This is a genomic window from Bacillus sp. ISL-4 (assembly GCF_018613275.1).
In the GTDB taxonomy this organism is placed as follows: domain Bacteria; phylum Bacillota; class Bacilli; order Bacillales; family DSM-1321; genus Peribacillus; species Peribacillus simplex_E.
The window spans coordinates 35,575-53,406 of the sequence record NZ_JAGGQN010000038.1 but is presented as its reverse complement, the minus strand read 5'-3'; the positions used below and the strand labels follow the sequence as shown (position 1 = coordinate 53,406).

General features: G+C 38.3%; 19 protein-coding genes. 8 read left to right on the top strand and 11 right to left on the bottom strand.

Annotation, left to right across the window (positions count from 1 at the left end; genetic code table 11):
- Positions 1–15: 15 nt before the first annotated feature.
- The 6 genes from J7J00_RS21305 to J7J00_RS21280 form a co-directional block, all read right to left on the bottom strand.
- Entirely contained in the window at positions 16–1,500 is a 1,485-nt protein-coding gene (locus tag J7J00_RS21305) for a sodium:solute symporter family protein (RefSeq protein ID WP_214794378.1), read from the bottom strand.
- Positions 1,497–1,697 carry a DUF3311 domain-containing protein gene (locus J7J00_RS21300; RefSeq protein ID WP_095393819.1) on the bottom strand — a complete coding sequence of 67 codons (201 nt, stop codon included), beginning with the start codon at positions 1,695–1,697 and terminating at the stop codon, positions 1,497–1,499. The genes J7J00_RS21305 and J7J00_RS21300 overlap by 4 nt, the downstream gene beginning before the upstream one ends.
- Before the next feature lie 136 nt (positions 1,698–1,833).
- A complete protein-coding gene (locus J7J00_RS21295; RefSeq protein WP_214794376.1) occupies positions 1,834–3,066 on the bottom strand; it encodes a Zn-dependent hydrolase in 1,233 nt (410 codons plus the stop codon).
- Between the two features lie 87 nt (positions 3,067–3,153).
- Positions 3,154–4,773, bottom strand: coding sequence for an amidohydrolase (locus tag J7J00_RS21290; RefSeq protein ID WP_214794374.1), 1,620 nt, complete (start codon positions 4,771–4,773; stop codon positions 3,154–3,156).
- A 318-nt stretch (positions 4,774–5,091) separates the two neighbouring features.
- Positions 5,092–5,757 carry a hypothetical protein gene (locus J7J00_RS21285; protein WP_214794372.1) on the bottom strand — a complete coding sequence of 222 codons (666 nt, stop codon included), beginning with the start codon at positions 5,755–5,757 and terminating at the stop codon, positions 5,092–5,094.
- Positions 5,679–5,975 (bottom strand): hypothetical protein, encoded by a 297-nt coding sequence (locus tag J7J00_RS21280; protein ID WP_214794370.1) that lies wholly within the window; start codon positions 5,973–5,975, stop codon positions 5,679–5,681. The genes J7J00_RS21285 and J7J00_RS21280 overlap by 79 nt, the downstream gene beginning before the upstream one ends.
- Before the next feature lie 178 nt (positions 5,976–6,153).
- Between J7J00_RS21280 and J7J00_RS21275 the strand changes: the two genes are divergently transcribed.
- The 3 genes from J7J00_RS21275 to J7J00_RS21265 all read left to right on the top strand — a co-directional run bounded on the left by J7J00_RS21275 (position 6,154) and on the right by J7J00_RS21265 (position 10,267).
- Complete coding sequence (locus J7J00_RS21275) at positions 6,154–6,885, top strand: hypothetical protein (protein ID WP_214794368.1); 732 nt, start codon at positions 6,154–6,156, stop codon at positions 6,883–6,885.
- A 619-nt stretch (positions 6,886–7,504) separates the two neighbouring features.
- Positions 7,505–8,458: an arginase gene (gene rocF / locus J7J00_RS21270; RefSeq protein ID WP_214794366.1), complete on the top strand. Its 954-nt coding sequence runs from the start codon at positions 7,505–7,507 to the stop codon at positions 8,456–8,458.
- A gap of 372 nt (positions 8,459–8,830) precedes the next feature.
- A complete protein-coding gene (locus J7J00_RS21265) occupies positions 8,831–10,267 on the top strand; it encodes an amino acid permease (RefSeq protein ID WP_214794364.1) in 1,437 nt (478 codons plus the stop codon).
- A 288-nt stretch (positions 10,268–10,555) separates the two neighbouring features.
- Here J7J00_RS21265 and J7J00_RS21260 read toward each other — a convergent pair whose 3' ends face one another.
- Both J7J00_RS21260 and J7J00_RS21255 read right to left on the bottom strand, forming a co-directional pair.
- Positions 10,556–10,834: a hypothetical protein gene (locus tag J7J00_RS21260; protein ID WP_214794362.1), complete on the bottom strand. Its 279-nt coding sequence runs from the start codon at positions 10,832–10,834 to the stop codon at positions 10,556–10,558.
- 84 nt (positions 10,835–10,918) lie between these two features.
- Positions 10,919–11,056 (bottom strand): hypothetical protein, encoded by a 138-nt coding sequence (locus J7J00_RS21255; RefSeq protein WP_214794360.1) that lies wholly within the window; start codon positions 11,054–11,056, stop codon positions 10,919–10,921.
- Positions 11,057–11,224: 168 nt separating this feature from the next.
- On the opposite strand from J7J00_RS21255, the gene J7J00_RS21250 reads away from it, so the two are divergent.
- Together J7J00_RS21250 and J7J00_RS21245 are read left to right on the top strand one after the other, a co-directional pair.
- A complete protein-coding gene (locus J7J00_RS21250; RefSeq protein ID WP_214794358.1) occupies positions 11,225–12,556 on the top strand; it encodes a polysaccharide biosynthesis protein in 1,332 nt (443 codons plus the stop codon).
- 160 nt (positions 12,557–12,716) lie between these two features.
- Positions 12,717–12,908 carry a DUF3934 family protein gene (locus tag J7J00_RS21245; RefSeq protein ID WP_214794356.1) on the top strand — a complete coding sequence of 64 codons (192 nt, stop codon included), beginning with the start codon at positions 12,717–12,719 and terminating at the stop codon, positions 12,906–12,908.
- A gap of 206 nt (positions 12,909–13,114) precedes the next feature.
- On the opposite strand, the gene J7J00_RS21240 is transcribed toward J7J00_RS21245, so the two are convergent.
- Entirely contained in the window at positions 13,115–13,480 is a 366-nt protein-coding gene (locus tag J7J00_RS21240) for a DUF948 domain-containing protein (protein ID WP_214794354.1), read from the bottom strand.
- Positions 13,481–13,576: 96 nt separating this feature from the next.
- Complete coding sequence (locus J7J00_RS21235) at positions 13,577–13,966, bottom strand: DUF948 domain-containing protein (RefSeq protein ID WP_214794352.1); 390 nt, start codon at positions 13,964–13,966, stop codon at positions 13,577–13,579.
- Between the two features lie 175 nt (positions 13,967–14,141).
- Here J7J00_RS21235 and J7J00_RS21230 point away from each other — a divergent pair, with 175 nt between their 5' ends.
- Positions 14,142–14,468: a four-helix bundle copper-binding protein gene (locus tag J7J00_RS21230; protein ID WP_214794350.1), complete on the top strand. Its 327-nt coding sequence runs from the start codon at positions 14,142–14,144 to the stop codon at positions 14,466–14,468.
- Here the strand turns inward: J7J00_RS21230 and J7J00_RS21225 are convergent.
- Positions 14,411–15,259 carry a helix-turn-helix domain-containing protein gene (locus J7J00_RS21225; protein WP_214794348.1) on the bottom strand — a complete coding sequence of 283 codons (849 nt, stop codon included), beginning with the start codon at positions 15,257–15,259 and terminating at the stop codon, positions 14,411–14,413. The genes J7J00_RS21230 and J7J00_RS21225 overlap by 58 nt on opposite strands.
- An 800-nt stretch (positions 15,260–16,059) precedes the next feature.
- On the opposite strand from J7J00_RS21225, the gene J7J00_RS21220 reads away from it, so the two are divergent.
- Together J7J00_RS21220 and J7J00_RS21215 are read left to right on the top strand one after the other, a co-directional pair.
- Complete coding sequence (locus tag J7J00_RS21220; RefSeq protein WP_214794346.1) at positions 16,060–16,440, top strand: VOC family protein; 381 nt, start codon at positions 16,060–16,062, stop codon at positions 16,438–16,440.
- A 1,099-nt stretch (positions 16,441–17,539) separates the two neighbouring features.
- A complete protein-coding gene (locus tag J7J00_RS21215) occupies positions 17,540–17,656 on the top strand; it encodes a hypothetical protein (RefSeq protein WP_396020593.1) in 117 nt (38 codons plus the stop codon).
- The last annotated feature ends 176 nt before the right edge of the window (positions 17,657–17,832 follow it).

Here is a 17,832-nt window from a genome sequence, read left to right as displayed (position 1 = left end):
CCTGGTTAAAAGAAATTAGGATATCTTGTCCAGATCATTCATTTCGGTCTGTTGCATAGAGATATGTTTAGTCAGTGCACTTACAATGAATGTTACTACAATATTAAACAACAAAGCTATGACGCCTGTACTGATATCATTAATTACATGTGGGATATCTGGCAGGAATGTAGCAACCTTCACATCTGCAATTGTGGCATATAAAACAATCAAGACGCCTGCCAATATCCCTGCCATTGCACCATACTTATTGATTATATTGGTTTTTGGTAAACTGCAAAACAACGAAGGTGCCAGTTGTGTAATTAAACTGTATGACATGATATTCAAGATGGCCAATGCCTCGCCGCCTGTTACCGTTACAATTAAAGCAATGATTGAGATACCGATGATGATGATCCTGGAGACAATCAATTGATGTGTTTCAGTCGCAGCAGGGACCAGAACTTTGTAAAAGCTATTTGTCAGACCTACTGATGCAGCCATTAGCATGACTGAAGCCGGTACTAGGGCCGTCAATAAACCTGCAGCTCCGATAACCCCTATCACCCATGGATCGAATGTTTGAATCGCCAGCCTTAAAAGTGAGAGATCCCCATCAGCCCCTTGCAAACCCGGGATTTTCATGATGGCTGTAAATCCGATGAAAAAAACGAATAGCAGTAACAATGTGTATAAGGGTAAAGCAATCGCATTTTTGCGAAGGGTCCTTTCCCCATTGGACGATAAAACCACCATGAATGTTTGTGGCAGCAAATAAAATCCTAGTGCATTCAGCAAAACGGTGGACACAAACCAGGACTGACTCAATCCCTGATCTGCCAAAACCAACATTTCCGGTTTAGCAGCTTGGACGGTCTCGAACATTGGCTGTATGCCTCCGAAGTAATGAAATGGAATGTAAATCCCTAAAAAGATAACGACCACCAAGATCATGAAATCTTTCAGTATGGCTGTCCATGCTGATCCATGAATGCCTGAAATCATTACATAGGTAGATACGACAACAGCACCGATGACACTTGCAGCAACTGGAGAAATTGCTCCGTAAGATGCTTCGGAAACAATGATACCTAATCCTTTGAGCTGTATGACTATGTACGGCACGAGGGCTAAGCTTCCCAATACAGCCACGATCATCCCCATTGTCCTGCTCTTATATTTAGATGCAAAATACTCTGGCTGAGAGATAATGGAATGGCGTTTTGAATATCTCCATATTTTAGGGACGAGCCAATATGATAGGACGTAGGCTAAGAAAATATAGGCGGGAACATAATAAGCAGCGGCACCTTTTGAGTAAGCCCACCCACTTCCGCCCAAGAATGTAAAAGTTGTATAAATTTCACCTGCTATCAAGAGAAAAATGAAGAATGTACCGAAGCCCCTGCCCCCTACGGCAAATTCCTCCATGTCCATATCCTTCCCTTTTCTTGCTTTTATCCCTAAATAAAGTGCCAGAACCAAGAAGATGGAAATGATGAGTAATGATATATTCATTCAGAATCACTCCCTTTATTATCAGGATCGAACTTATAGACAATCATTAAGATGATCGATGCCATGACCATCCAAAATGCAACCCAAAATAACAAAAAAGGCATACCCAATATGTACGGTTCTATTTTATTTGCATAGGGCAATAAACCTAAGAACCCTATAAATGGAACAAAAAGCAATAGCTTAATAGCATCCAAATTATACCCTCCCCTAATTAGGTTCCGAACATGGATGTATCACCATCAGTCGTGCCTAGTTTCAAACTGAACTGATGGGTTGATAGCATCCGTGGCTTACTGTCATTAGCTGCTTTCAACCAACCGTATATGCGTCTTAAGCGGACTGGATGGCAAGGACCGTTTCCAATATTACATTGACGCCTTTTTCACAATCTTCCCAAGTAGTAAGTTCCTCTTCACAATGACTTTTACCGTTGATGCTTGGAACGAAAACCATGGCAGTCGGTATATAACTGGCTATAAACTGCGCATCATGTCCTGCACCGCTTACCATTCTCTTATAGGGTAGACCTAATGTTTTGCTCGATTGCTCAAGCAAATTGCAAATGGATTTTTCGAACCAAACGGTATCCCTGTCCCACAATTTTTTCACTTGGATGTCGCAGCCGCCTTCTGAACCTGTTGTTGTAAGGCTTTCAATGACTTCCTCCACCTTTTCGATGACATTGGAATCCTTATGTCTCGCTTCTAGCGAAAAAACCACTTTATTAGGGATAACCGTATGGATATTAGGAAACACATTTACCCTTCCCATTGTAAAAACCAAATCGTCATCAAGCATGCCTAGCTTCTGACGAGCCTCCATAATCAAGCTATTCGCAGAGAAGAAAGCATCTTTTCTCATATTCATCGGGGTGGTTCCGGCATGATCGGATTCTCCCGTAACTTCTATTTCATAGCACACCATACCAAGGACACATTCAACGACACCGATCGTTAGTGATTCACGTTCAAGAATCGGCCCTTGTTCAATATGCAATTCTAGAAATGCAGTCGCTTCTTTTAAACGATTCTCTTTATCCCCTGCATATCCAATGGCATTCAAAGCACTTTCGAAAGTCGTTCCGTCACTATCTGTCTTTTGCAGCATGATGGATTTTTCGAATTTACCTGAAAGAACTCCCGAAGACATCATGGAAGGTTCGAATCTGGCTCCCTCTTCGTTCGTAAAATTGACGATCATTACCGGAATTTTAGGTTGGATATTATTTTCCACCAGAGTCCTCACGACTTCCAAGCCTGCAGCTACACCCAAGATACCATCAAACCGCCCGCCCTTTTTTACGGTATCCATATGTGATCCCATCACAATAGGCGGTTTGTTTTCAAGTCCCGCCAAAGTAGCGTAAATATTCCCCATATCATCAAGCTTTATGGTCATACCCAATTCTTTACAGCACGTGCAAAAGAAATCACGGACTAATCTATCTTCTTCGGAAAGGGATAGCCGTGTGACTCCATTGTTTTCTGTCCTTCCAAAATCAGCAAATTTCTCGAGCGTACGACTCAGCCTCTCACCATTAATTAATAATTTTTGCTTTTTCATAGCGAATATCCCCCTTTTAAATTCTACATGCGTTCGCTTATGCCAAAAATGAAAGTGTATTGTTGTTTTAGAATAGTTACGCTAGATTTATATTTCTACTAATGTTCCCCTATGATAAAGAATCTCCCCATTCAGAATCGTTGACTCAACATTCAAATCCTTGATATTTTGGGAATCTACTTTCAATATACTATCATTCAATACTACTAGATCGGCCAGCTTGCCTGCCTCCAGGCTGCCTTTGACATCTTCATCGAAACTCGCAAACGCGCCATTCCATGTGTATAGTTTTATGGCTTCTAATACGCTAATAGATTGAACCGGACCTATTTTCTTACCAGACCTGCTTGTTCTATTAACAGCAACGTGTATGCCTAATAAAGGGTCGTGATCAGTAACGGGAGCATCGGAACCTCCTGCGGCCAAGATGCCATTATCAATATAATCACGGGCGGCGTACATGTGATTGACCCTATTGCCGTAGTGTTCAATATAAATATCACCGAATTCATAAGGAAATGGGGGGTTGGGGATTGGGATGACTCCAAGTTCTTTCATCCTCATTTGTAAATCTGGCGAAGATATTCCAGCATGCTCGATTCTATGTCTATGATCTTTTCTTGGCGATTCATTCAATGCCTTTTCCACGCAATTCAAATACATCTCTATCGCTTTGTCGCCTTGGGCATGGACTGTGATCTGATAGCCTTTTTTATGAGCCTGACCTAATACTTGATAGATCTCCTCTTCTTTATAATAAAGAATGCCAAAATTGCCAGGATCACTCGAATAAGGCTCACGGGTAGCGATTGTCGGTCCGGTACTGCTGCCATCCGTAAACAATTTTGCTGGTCCGATTTTGAATCTTTCGTCGCCAGTTCCGGTTATGACTCCCGAATCCACCATTTTATTTACAAATTCATGAGAATTATTCAATGAACCGACCATCGCATAGATACGGAGACGAATATCGTTATTTTTTATGGCCTGCTGCATTAAACGGAAACTTTCAGGACCATGTGCACCAGCTTCATGAATGCTTGTTATGCCTGCTGCGATGAAATGTTCCGAGGCTATTTTCACCGCTTTCAACAGTTCACTTTCTGAATAACTTGCTCTGTCGGCCATTATCATATTTGCTGTTTCAATGAGTTTGCCTGTAATCCTCCCAGCCCTATCCTTTTCAATGATCCCTCCAGTTGGATTCTCTGAGTTCTCATCAATTCGGGCAATCGCTAACGCCCTGCTATTCACCACGCTTATATGGCCGCAAGTACGGGTTACCATGATGGGATGGTCTGTTGAAATAGCATCCAACTCCGCTATTGTTGGATAACGTTTTTCTTTCACAGCGGTCTCATTAAAGCCCCAGGCGCGAATCCATTCACCTTTAGGGATCGTCGAAGCTTTCTTCTTGAGATCGATCAATATATCTTCTACAGATTTGATATGTTCAGCTTTACAACTTACTGCCAATTGATTGACTCCGTACAATATAAGATGAATATGAGAATCTATAAACCCGGGAAGTAAGGACTTCCCCTGCAAATCGATCACATTCGTTTTTTCTCCGATAAATACCTTGATTTCATGATTCGTACCGACTGCCGAGATACGATTACCTTTAATTGCCAGGGCTTCTGCGACTTCATTTTTTTGATTTACGGTTATGACCTCGCCGTTTATGAACACGATATCAGCTTTCAAACAACACACCCCTTCCTTATTGTTCCACCCTCATTACTACGTCCTCTTCCTTTGCTTTCTCTCGCCTTTACTTATCGGAATATTCTGTTTTCAACAGATTCATTATATCCACACCAGATTGTGAAATCATTAGACAAATAGTTAAAAATTTCATCGTTTTTTTATACCTTTTATATAATTATGTCTTATTCCCTATGATTTGCTGATCTCCCTTTTATCACGCAAAAGTGATCAATAATATTCATAAGGTGTCTATAACCAATAAAATAGGGATAGGTATAGCTGCTGATATGCTTACCTATCCCGCCTTTTATTTTTTTACAATCCATTCAATCTTCCAATAATGCCAATGGTCAAATACTGTTTGTTTGCATTAAAATCCCATGTCCAGTTGCGAAGGCTTAATTCGCTTTTATCCACATTTTCAATAAACGTTTTTACCCCAATCAATGCTGCCCCATATCCTACGCTTGAGGCCAATGCAAAGATGGCATTTATCCCTTCATTAATTGTATCCATATACTCAGGTTCGATTTTTAAGATATCAGTCCATGTAATACAGAATCCATTTTGCTTGGTACATTTAGAAATAGAGTGATTCATTTTACGTACGATTTCATCCCTTAAATCTAAAATTCCATTCTTAATCTCTTCTGCGCCTTTTTTCTGATATGGGTGTTCATAATCAGAAAGCAGTTCCTTGGCCCAATTATAAAATAGTTGGGTATAAATGGCGGATGTTGCCACTATATCAAAATCATTATAATAATTAGCAAAAACACTTTCAGAAAGCTGGCCTAATCGATTCTCGGTTTCCTTTAAATATTGAATGATTTCCTTTGCCGGTTCACCACGATCCAGCATGGAAGATAGGTGGTGATCAAAATCCACTTTATCGAGGCCTGTTACATCGATTTCAACAAGGTGAATTTTCTTCCGGGTCCGTTCAGGCAAATTCGCCGTACCCTTTTCCATACTTTCCATATCAATATCAAATAAATATATGGAGTTGCATCTAGTCGCATATACTCTAAATCCAAATCATCGCAATTGCCTGCACCAACGATAGCCACTTTATCTGCGAACGCTTTTTTTGAAAAAACGGCATCGAATAGCCCCGTAACTTGTAGACGATGCTGTTGCCACCGCAACTTTCTGTATTCATCCCGATTATGATTCATTTTTCTTTGATAGATTTCCAAGTCAATCTCTCCCTTTAGGGTACTAACGATTTATTTATTGTAACAAAGTATCCCGATATTTTGGAGGGTGGGCAATTTAGATTTCGCACCGGGAAAAGATCCGCTCAATTTCCATAGTAAAAAGAGCGATAATAATGTTAGAATAATATGGTAATTATTGATTACAGGAGGGTATTCTTTGAGCAAAACAAAAAAGATTTTACTTACATTACTAGGTATTTTTTCAATCATTGTCGCCGGAGTGGTGATACTTGTGTTTTCATTCACACAGAGTATGAAAGCAGATCCCGCTGAAGAAAAGAAGGTCCGGGATCAAGCTGAACGATATTTAGAAAAAACTTTTCTTGACGGAACCGAAATATATGATGTTCTATACGACAATATGGGAAACCGGGGCTATTTTAAATACGCAGCTAAAGTGAAACATGAAAAATATGATACTCAATTTCTAGTTTTCTTTAATGATGATACAGGGAAAATGGAGGATACATTCATATCTGATAAATGGCAAGATGATGCTGAAAAAGAAATCAGGCCTTATGTTGAAAAAGAACTTGGTGACGTATTGATTTCCAAGGAAATGGGAGATATTGCAGAGAGTGATGAGTGGAAGGAGATTCAGGAAGAAATAGGCGATCATAATCAATTACTCTTGGTCTTTGATGAGGAGATCGGGAAAAAATTGAAGATTGATCCGAATAAACCAGCCAGCTATAAAGATTACGAAATTTCCCCAACCATTCGGATTACCCTTTCACGTAAGAAACAGGACGCAGATGAAGACCGCTTTATCGAAATTATCAATGCCCTAAAAAAAGATGGTGTTCTTAAACATGGAAATATGATTGTAGAATATATTGGTACCAATGGTGTGCCACTTGAAGATGAGGAAAGGAACAAATCTTTTTAAACGTTTGAGATTTTTTAAATAAAATACACATCAAAAATTTTTATCAATTTTTTCTAGACCAGCGGTTCGATAAATACTTAATACTTTCAATCCTTTGACTCCAGGCTTTTTTTCCACTGTTTTCATCCTTACATTTTGTAAAAAGTACATTATTTTTCAGATAATATATATATTTCGGGAAATATATTATGCTAACAAAGTGAAATGAAGTGTAAAATCATCTATTTTTAGTCTTCCTTATTATTCATTATGAAAATTATTAATCCTTCCATCTGAGTTATAGCCTCATTTTATGAATAAATGTACCTAGTAAAATATATTCACTAACTCTTTAATACCGTTAACGATAAACGTTAAATGGAAGAATTCCCCCCACTCCTATTAGATTTTCAAATTCAATAGAAGTGGGGATTTTATTGTTTTTAACGCACTTTTCAATCATAAAATATACCCTATCCGGTAAAACGTTCGGCATTTTCACAAAATTAAAAATAGGAAATTTAACCCAAGACTTTTACCCTTTTCTTAATCGTATAAATATTCAAAAAAATGTCGAGTTGAGTCATCTATACTTTTACCCTTATACTAGGGAAGAAAAATTGAAAGGGGAGAATTATACATGAAGAAGGATATTTCAATCATTGGTGTACCAATGGATCTTGGTCAAACTAGAAGAGGAGTCGATATGGGTCCTAGCGCAATCAGATATGCAGGATTGAGCGAAAGACTTGAAAGCATAGGATACACTGTTCGTGATGAAGGTGATATTAAAGTAGAAATACAAGAGAGAGCACAGAGTGATTTAGACACAAATTTAAAGAATCTGCAGGACGTAGCAGAAGGTAATGAAAAATTGAGTCAAAAAGTGGATGAAGTCATCCAATGCAATCGGTTTCCTTTAGTATTAGGTGGAGATCACAGTATAGCAATCGGGACATTAGCCGGTTTAGCGAAGCATTCTGAAAACTTAGGTGTAATATGGTATGATGCACATGGAGATTTAAACACTGCCGAAACTTCCCCATCAGGAAACATACATGGTATGTCCCTAGCAGTAAGTTTGGGTCTTGGCCACCCTGCACTGACTAACATTGGCGGATATTCTCCAAAGGTCAAACCAGAAAATATTGTCATTATTGGTGCACGTTCTTTAGACCAAGGTGAGAAAGAGTTAATCAGGGAAAAAGGAATTAAAGTCTATACGATGCATGAGATTGATAGAATAGGTATGACAAAAGTGATGGAAGAATCGATTGCCTATCTGAAGGAACGTACGGATCTTGTTCATTTATCACTTGATCTTGATGGTCTTGATCCAGATGATGCACCAGGGGTCGGAACACCTGTAATGGGAGGTATTAGTTACCGTGAAAGCCATCTTGCCATGGAAATGTTAGCTGAAGCTAATATCATTACATCAGCAGAGTTTGTTGAGATAAACCCAATATTAGACGAGCATAACAAAACGGCTGAAGTTGCTGTCGCATTAATGGGCTCATTGCTTGGAGAAAAATTACTTTATGGAGCGGAAGACCAATTTAATACTGCTGATTTACTGGTTGATGTTAAATAGTCGACATCTTTTTAGATAACTGGTATTGTAAGAACTTATGAGAGATTTCATTAAATAGATGGCACAGTGGAAATAGCCCCTACTTCAACAGGGTGCTTGTTACCCATTGAAGGATGGTCCACACGAATCCATTCATCCCTAGTTTCCTGACGCTTGGCTTCCTTTTCTTTATAAGCGGCGCTACCTGAAATTAATTCTGCATTGGAATCTATCTATCTCTAAATGCAGAAATAATCTCTTATTCTAGGGAATTCAACAACATCTAAGATTCAAATCAAATCTTTTACATTTGTGAGTAAAATACACAAATTCCCTAATAACGTCCAGACATAAATGAAACCGTTTGCACCCATCAGGTAAAGGAGTTTTTCAATGAAGACAATAGAAAATCAACCAAATGAATTAAAACGGAGCATGAAAGCAAGACATTTATTTATGATTTCAATAGGGGGATGTATTGGTACGGGCTTTTTCATTGGTTCAGGCTATACCATTCATGAAGCAGGAGCCTTCGGTGCTATCCTCTCTTACATAGTCGGCGGCTTCATCATGTATTTAACCATGCTTTGTCTAGGCGAACTATCCGTTGCCATGCCTGTTTCCGGTTCGTTTCAGACATATGCGACTAAGTTCATCGGTCCTGGAACCGGGTTTGCCATCGGATGGCTTTACTGGCTAGGTTGGGCCGTTACAGTTGCTTTAGAGTTTTTGGCAGCAGGACAGCTTATGCAAAGATGGTTTCCCGAATCACCCGTTTGGATGTGGTGTGCAATCTTTGCTTTTCTCATATTTTCACTAAACGCTTTATCAGCAAAGGCATTTGGCGAATCGGAGTTTGTTTTTTCCAGCATAAAAGTATTAGCCATCATTCTGTTCATCATCGTTGGCGGTGCTGCCATGTTTGGCCTTATTGATATGAAAGGTGGACAAGAAGCACCATTTTTCTCCAACTTTTTCAGTGAAGGCCTTTTCCCCAATGGGATATCGGCCCTGCTTATCACAATGATTACAGTTAACTTTTCCTTCCAGGGAACAGAGCTAATCGGAATTGCCGCGGGAGAAAGTGAAAATCCAGAAAAGGTCATACCTAAATCGATCAAACAAACCGTTTGGCGTACCCTTTTCTTCTTCGTTCTTTCTGTCTCTGTTCTTTCAGCGTTGATTCCAAGGGAACAGGCAGGAATCGTTGAAAGTCCATTCGTTGTTGTATTGGATAGTATCGGAGTTCCTTATGCGGCTGACATTATGAACTTCATAATTCTAATAGCGCTTTTGTCCGTTGCAAACTCCGGCCTTTATGCGGCAACACGTATGCTTTACTCGCTTTCTAAGGAAGGCATGGCAAGTCCGAAGCTCGGTATGGTAAATAAGCGAGGAATTCCGCTTAATGCCTTGCTTATCACCCTTGCAATAGCTGGTTTGTCTTTACTTTCAAGTGTAGTAGCCGCCAAAACAGTGTTTGTCTTTCTTCTCTCCCTTGCAGGATTAGGAGCACAAATTGGCTGGATTGCAATCGCGGCTTGTCTTCTTGCTTTCAGAAGGTCATATATCCGCAAAGGTGGACAGGTGGAAAACTTGAAATTCAAAGTACCGCTATATCCATTCATCCCCATTCTTGCCTTGATAGCAAACTGCATCGTCATGATCAGTCTTGCGTTTGTTCCTGAGCAGCGAATGGCCCTTTATTGCGGGGGGACATTCTTCCTTGGATGTTATGCGGTTTATCACTTTAAAGTGAAGAAAAACAAGAAAGTGGAATCTCCAATGCAGGAAGTTGAATTAAATGCCGGTAAAAAAATGGTCATTTAATCCTGAAGTCTGAGGAGTAGAGTAAAAATGGTAAAAAGCGATCTTTACAATTCATAAAGATTGCTTTTCAAAGAAGAAAAACCCTGGATGTTTTCAAACCAGGGTTTTTCTTTTATTAAATCACCGTTTCCTGCATAGCTATCCAATGGTAAACCGCTTTATAAATTCTTCCTTTCCCCTTCCAGCTTTTTTAGTTCCCATCTCCCTGTCTATGATAATAGGCATATAATAGGAAGTTAAATTTTCAGTTCCATTTAGTCAATAAAAAAAGTATGAAAAAAAATCATCTTAATCGATGATTTTTTTTTGTGCATATTCCTTTAATCTAGGCAGGATAGGCTCTAAAATTTCCTTGGCTATGTAATCCGTATCCAATCCAATGAAACGTTCACTTTCCATGTCGACCGATCTCGCATTTTCCGGGTCATTACAAAAAATAAACGATATGATACCGTTATCTACCGTCATATCTACATATTTAAATGTAATGTCATGTTTCGTAAGACAACTTTCAAACGCAATGCACAATTCATCTATATTTGATTGACTAATAGATGTGAATTTCATATTGATCATCCCCTCTGCTAAAGGATAGCAAAATAAAGCATGAATTTCAAAGCGAAATTCAAGTCCCATTCTTATGTTCATGATTCATCTGACACTTTCGACCAAAGTGAACATAACCAAAAACTTGACCTTGTTTGGAATATCATCATTTGAAGCCTTTTGATGAAAAATGGCATGTGTAGGATTTTCCCATAAGACATGAATGTAACCAATCGATTTCATTCAATTCCCCACCCTCACCCTGATTTATTTTTTTATCTTTCAACAATGATTAATAAGGATTTCCCTAGGCATAACCGCATATTGTATCGCCCGGTATGCAGTTCCTCATGAATAATCCATGGCATGTCTCATATCTTTATACAAACACCTTGTTAGGAGTGGGCCAACATGAAGTCTTTTTATAAAGGAACGCTCATTTTGATTGTAGCAGCGTTTTTTGGTGAATGTATCGAATTTTTAGTGAACATGCTCCTGGCCAGGGAATTACAAGAAGAGGGCATGGGGCTATATATGTCCATATTGCCAATTTTCTTTTTGATATATGTGATTGCCAGCCTTGAATTACATATTTCCATTTCAAAATTCGTTGCGGAAAATAAACAGGCAATGCATTATAATCTTATCATTCATGCACTTAAAATGGCTGCAGTCGTCGTATTGGTTATGTGTATAGTCATGCCTTTCATACTATCCTTCTCATCCATAATGGACAAATACCATCCCTATATTAAATGGCTGCTCATCACATTGATCCCCATAGTTTCCTTTTCATCGATTGCTAGAGGCTATTTCATGGGTGTCCAGCAAATGGGGAAGATTGCCTTATCCAACTTTTTAAAAGATATCATTCAATTCGGTTTGCTTTTCCTCATGTTTAATTTATTTCATTTTAACCAGGAAAAGTCATTATTGATGGCCTTTTTTGTTTTGATTGGCAGTGAGTTCCTCGTTTTTCTATACTTGATCAACCTTTTGATTCTTCAAATGCGAATCATGAGGCGCGGTACGAACTCGTGGACAACCGGTAAACATGCACGACAAAAGTTATTAGCCGTTTCGCTGCCCACCATGGGGTTAAGGATCTTTCATGCGATAACGAATGCCATCCAACCTTTTTTGATCCATACTGCCCTTCTCTCGGCAGGATTCGGTGCGGTAGTGGCTACAGAGCATTTTGGGATGCTGACTGGGGTTGCGATGACGATTGGCTTCTTTCCGGCCTTTATCGCGCATTCCTTAATGATCATGCTCATTCCGAATGTTTCGAATGCTTACAAGAAGCAGGACAAGGAAAAATTGAGGGTTTTATTGCAAAAATCGATGTCTTTCACCGTATTATATGGAGTACCGGCTGTGATTTTCATTTATTTCTTTGCGGAACCTTTAACCTCCCTCTTTTTTTCTTCAACATCTGCCGCATACTATTTAAAATTATTATGTCCTTATTTCCTTTTTCACTTTTTTGTCATTCCCATGCAAGCTTATCTCATCGGCTTGGGTTTAGTGAAGGATGCTTTCATCCATACCGTATGGTCCCATATTGTTGCCTTTTTAATGATGTATATCCTAGGGTCTCAGGCTTCTCTTAATATGGGAGGAATCATTTTAGGAATGAATACTGGGGCTGTTTTATTAACTTTCATGCACTACTTGACCATTTGCAAAAAAATCGGCATAAGCATCTTACTGACGAAATCAAGATCCATATCGATAAAGTGAGGCAAAAACCCTTGCTGTTATTGGTTTATAACGATTAAGATTAAAAATATTGAGCCTTTCCCTGTACATATCACCTTCGATACTGTATATTTCAACATACTTGGGTAATAATCAAGTAAAATGGTTTAAACTAACCATACAATTGTAATGGAGTGATTTCATGAGTAAAGCTAAGGCAAAGAGTGGAACGGGTAAAGGTACGGGCACTGGAACGGGCAAGAAGGGCTGGAATCGTTGGAAAACAAGTGCCAACAAGAAAAAAAGCGCCAAACCATATGTAAGTAAAGGCGTCAAACATTCCAATGACTCAAAAACATCCGGTCATGCTGCAGGTGACAAGACAGAAAAATAATTGCTTGTCCCATAATCCATACAAAATTTATGTTTGTTCCATATTCTCATACAGAGTGTTAAGAGATCTGTATGAGAGAAATGGGTCTTATAGATATAAACCACGGGCGATATCCATATGAAGCATAAGACTACAGCTATTATACATACCGTCAAAAAAGACACTCCAAATCCCGGTAGTGTCTTTCATTTTTTAATATTTTCTTTTTATCTAAATTGGTTTTTGGGTTTGATAGCATTGATTTTTTTCGGGGTAAACTCTGTACGGAAACCGTTAGTGGCTTTTTTAACAGAGTTTGTAACTGAATGTATCGCTTCACCAACATCCTGAGCAGAATCCAACAATGGTTCAACCGTTTTCATTTTAGTTTTTACATCGTCGGTGATTTCATTTGCAGTTTGCAATAGTTGTTTCGATTCGCCGGACAAATCGTGGATGGCATTTCTCACCTCAACCAATGTTTGATTGGCTTCACCTATCGTGACCATTCCCTTTTGTAGAGTACTGATTAAAAATACGACCAACCAAATGAAGGCTAAAGCGATCGCAGCCACACTGTATTGAATTATCAAGATAAAGCTCCCCCTCTAAATTAAATAGTAGAAACGATTACTTTAAATATGTTAGTGAATCCCGGGGTGCCTGTTTTTTAATGATAAATGATGATACTATTTAATTATTATTTGAACCCCCTCAGCTTCAGTTCGAGTTGAAGGAACTGTCGGAGTGGATAAATCCTTAGGGCGGCCTTCCAAACTGGCTTCTTTCATGGAATTGGTTACATTATGAATCATTTCCCCAACATCTTGAGCTGATTCCAGCAATGGATCGACATTTTCCATCTTCCCTTTTACATCCGCTGTAATTTGATTGGCAGAGTGGATCAATTGTTTGGACTCTTGCGTCAATCCATGTACCGCATTTCTTACCTCTTCCAGTGTCTTATTTGTTTCTTCGAGCGTCCCCATTCCTTTTCGCAGCGTCTGGTTGACATTATATATCAAATACACGACGGCTCCGGAGACACTGGCCACACTTAATTTAATAAACATTTTCATATATCCACTCCTTTCATTTAAATTTATGCACTGTCCCTTCCATTAATTCCCTAAAGCCCTTCACTTGTCCAGTCAGTTTTATAGAAGAACCATTCACCTTAACCTAAAAGAAGTTTAAAGGGTAGTTTAAAGGATAATAGTAAGGGAGAGACCATATTTAGGAGGAGATTTGTTCATGTCACATGAGAATTATTCATCTATTATCCAAACTTTAAATGATTGTATGACCGCGTGTAATCATTGTTATGACGCATGCTTAAAAGAAAATCATGTAAACATGATGGTGGAGTGCATTCACTTGGATCGGGAATGTGCGGATATTTGCTCTTATTTAGTACAGGCGATAGGAAGAGGTACACCGTTTATTTCAGAGTTGGCTGAAGTTTGTGCCAAGATTTGTGAAAGCTGCGGAAACGAATGTAAAAAACACGATCATGAACATTGTCAAAAATGTGCTGAGGCATGCTTGAGATGCGCAGAAGAATGCAGAAAATTAGCGTAGATGTTTCCTTTTATTAAAAATGGCAGGATATCAGCTACAAAGAAACCATTTGTGGTTAAGGGTCTTTCCCCTGCCCGAATGAAGAGTAGGATCGTGTGATCCTGTTCCCTTAATCGTATGTTTTCCATTCCCCATGTTTCATATAAATAGTCTACGAATGGATAAAAGACAACGGCATCCTTCGGAATTTCTAGCTGTACATAGCCTTTATACTCTAAAGTGGATTGATGGATAGGATAGACCGGCTTTAATTGATACTCCCTTATCCCTTCTTCAAATGGCAACCATTTTTGAATATTGGCTAAGTAAAAACCCCATTCATGGTCCTTATTCCGTATAACCCGTGCTTCAGGCACCTTGCTTGAATGGAATTTCTGGAATAATACGATATCTTGACTAGAATGATAATACTCAAATCGTTTTGGGCGTTGGGATTCAGATGGTTTCAGTAATCCGGCCGCTTCTTCATAGGCTGTTTCAGATATGACATAGATTGTCCTCTCATCTCCAAAAGGTACGACCTCTGCTTTTATTACCCCCTCTTGAATATACTTATAGACACTTTGAACAGACAATCCTAGTTTATTTGCTAATTCAGTAGGCCTCATACCCGTAGGGTGTGATTTCTTTTCATTCACAAGTTGATCAACTTCCGCTTTTTCATATCGTGCCTCTCTATGAATTCGATGGGGATCTGCAATTTTACTAATTTTCTTCTGCTTGGCATAATGATAGACCGTTGCTTTGGAGACCCCTAGTAAACCGGCTACCTCTTGCGTATACCATTCCACTTTATACCCCTCCTGTCTTCCTAGATTTCTCGTTCGTTTCATTCATCATTGACCAACGCTTGTTAACCCATAATTTCCTCATGATACAAAACGGCTTCCGCTTGTCCAAACCTTACGCGATATTGTAGACGTGGTTGATTGATTACTTCCAGGACCTCCCCTTTTTTCTTTAAGGGATCATCTCGTGTTTATTCTCAACATCTGAAATAGACTTAATATTCATGGCTTACGTCATACCCATACATAGTTCAGGGAGGTCAGGCCACCCTCTGACAATGAACATCTATACACACGTAACAGACTATTTAAAGGAGCAGACAGCGAAGAAATTCCAAAAGTACATTTAGCTATGATTTGTTGTCAAAATGTGATTAAAACTATTTTTCAGATATAAAAAAAAACCCCAACCAAAATGGTTCAGAGCCTTTGAAAAGGTAAAGAATTACGTTTTGATAACTCTATTATTTTAATTAGATATGATTATCTAAAATACTGTTAAATCAACGCTTTTATTAAATTATTTATAAATTGGTTATCTATGACTATGCCCTTTTATTAATTCTCTTGCCCTTTTTTGCCCTTTAAATAAAAAGCTTAAGCACTTATGTAGTCGCTAATCAGACAGTAAAAGGTTCGAATGATTAGCAGTGTGTGCCATGATAAATGACGTACGCTTTTTTTAGCTTCGAATCTTTAAAAGGGAATGAAAATGGGTGTTATGCTATACTTTGCATAAGGAAATTGAAATTTGGATAATTGAATAAATTATGTATTATCCAGCTCACTAGGGGGATGTCGGAATGTTACAATCTGTATGGTTTAATTTACCAGTTGAAAATTTAGAAAAGAGTGAAGCGTTTTTCGAGGGAATCGGATTCAATATTAATAAAAACCCAGATATGTTAGATAAAATGGTTGGTATTAAAGTGGCGAAAGGTTCGATAATCATTCTAATTGAAAAGTCTCATTATGAGCAGGTTTCTCGTGCTTCAGTACAAACTAATGCAAATGAAGTGTTAGTGTCGATAGGTGTGAAGGAAAATAAAGAGGTCGATGAGGTATTGGATAAAGTTGAAGCGGCAGGTGGCAAAGTACTCGAACGTTCAACAGAACATGAAGGATATTATGGTGGATTATTTGAAGATTTAGATGGTCACAAATTTAATCTGCTTGTGTGTTAACAATAAATAAAAGACTCAATTGCTGTCCCTAACTTATGAAAAGCTAGGAATGTGGCCCATGCTGGTATGGTATACCCTATCTATCCATTGTGGGTGTTTTCTGGTTGGACCTGTCGCCTTGCCCCGTGTCTTAAGAAATTGCAAATCAATCTATTTTAATTTCTGATATATTAATAATCAATTTAATACTAATTTATTTTTGTAGTTTATTTTGATTCCTGCCCAAAACTTCACTGCCCTTTTTAGTTTAGTTTTTGATATTATTGCATTTCTCCCAACTTATCAGAAATCATCGTTTGTTTTTCCACTTCCTCCAATCCCCAACACTAATGTTAGGGACCCATCCTTAAAGAGGGTAACTGGGCTATTGTTCTTTCGATGGAATAACAGGAAATATCCATGCGAGTTGAAAATTAAAATTTAACCTTCATAAAGTAAAGACTACCTTTATATTTCTTATTTTTGATGCTGAGATTCGCTCTACAGCGAAATTAACTTTTGTTTTATGGATAATGGTTCATTCGTTTTAATATAGAAGAAACTCGTCAAAGATTATATGATTTTTCTGTTTGGATTGAAATAATAGTATTTCTAGGAAGCTCAATGAAATAATTGGGCAATGGGCTTGGAAAATAAATTTATTTTTGACTGAGAGTTAATCTATGACAATTGAATAAGCAACTCTAAATGAAAAATCCTAGTAACTATCAACACCGGTATGCCTTTCCCTAGTATTTATTTAAATTGTAACCCTCACTAGAAATTATGCTTTCAACCTTTGGTCTTACCTTTTATCAGGATTTCCTGCGTGATTCGTATTATGTTTTTCGGGGGAAAGCATCATACCAACTAAAAAAGATCAAAAGGAGAAAAAAGGTTGGCCGCGAACTTTCCCTTTTTTTGATTCTTACTACTAACTCGTATAAATCCAAACATATGAACATCCATCTTTATACTCATCTTTCCCTTTCTATTGCAGATCATATGAGCAGTTATCTATCTACATGACCTCATTTTACAATAATAACTTTTTTATTTTACTGCCACGAAATAAGATTAAAAAAGTCCCCTTATGCAACAAACTTTAGGAAGACAAAAAATGGGTCATGAGAAGATTGATTACTCTCTTTACCTAATTAATCAAGGAGCTACAATCTCTGAAGCTGCTGAAAAAGCCGGGATGACCCGAATGACCCTTTATCAAAAAGTGAACTAAAGCGATTAGAAAAACCTCGTTGAAATCCAGCGAGGTTTTTATTTATTTATTTATTTATATATATACATTTTCTGTAATCTACTTTGCGGGATATCGTAGCTTATCTCCCTCTACCTCTTTTTTAACGGGGTATTTTCAGTATCAATCTTTTTCTCTTTTTTTGACTTCACCTATCG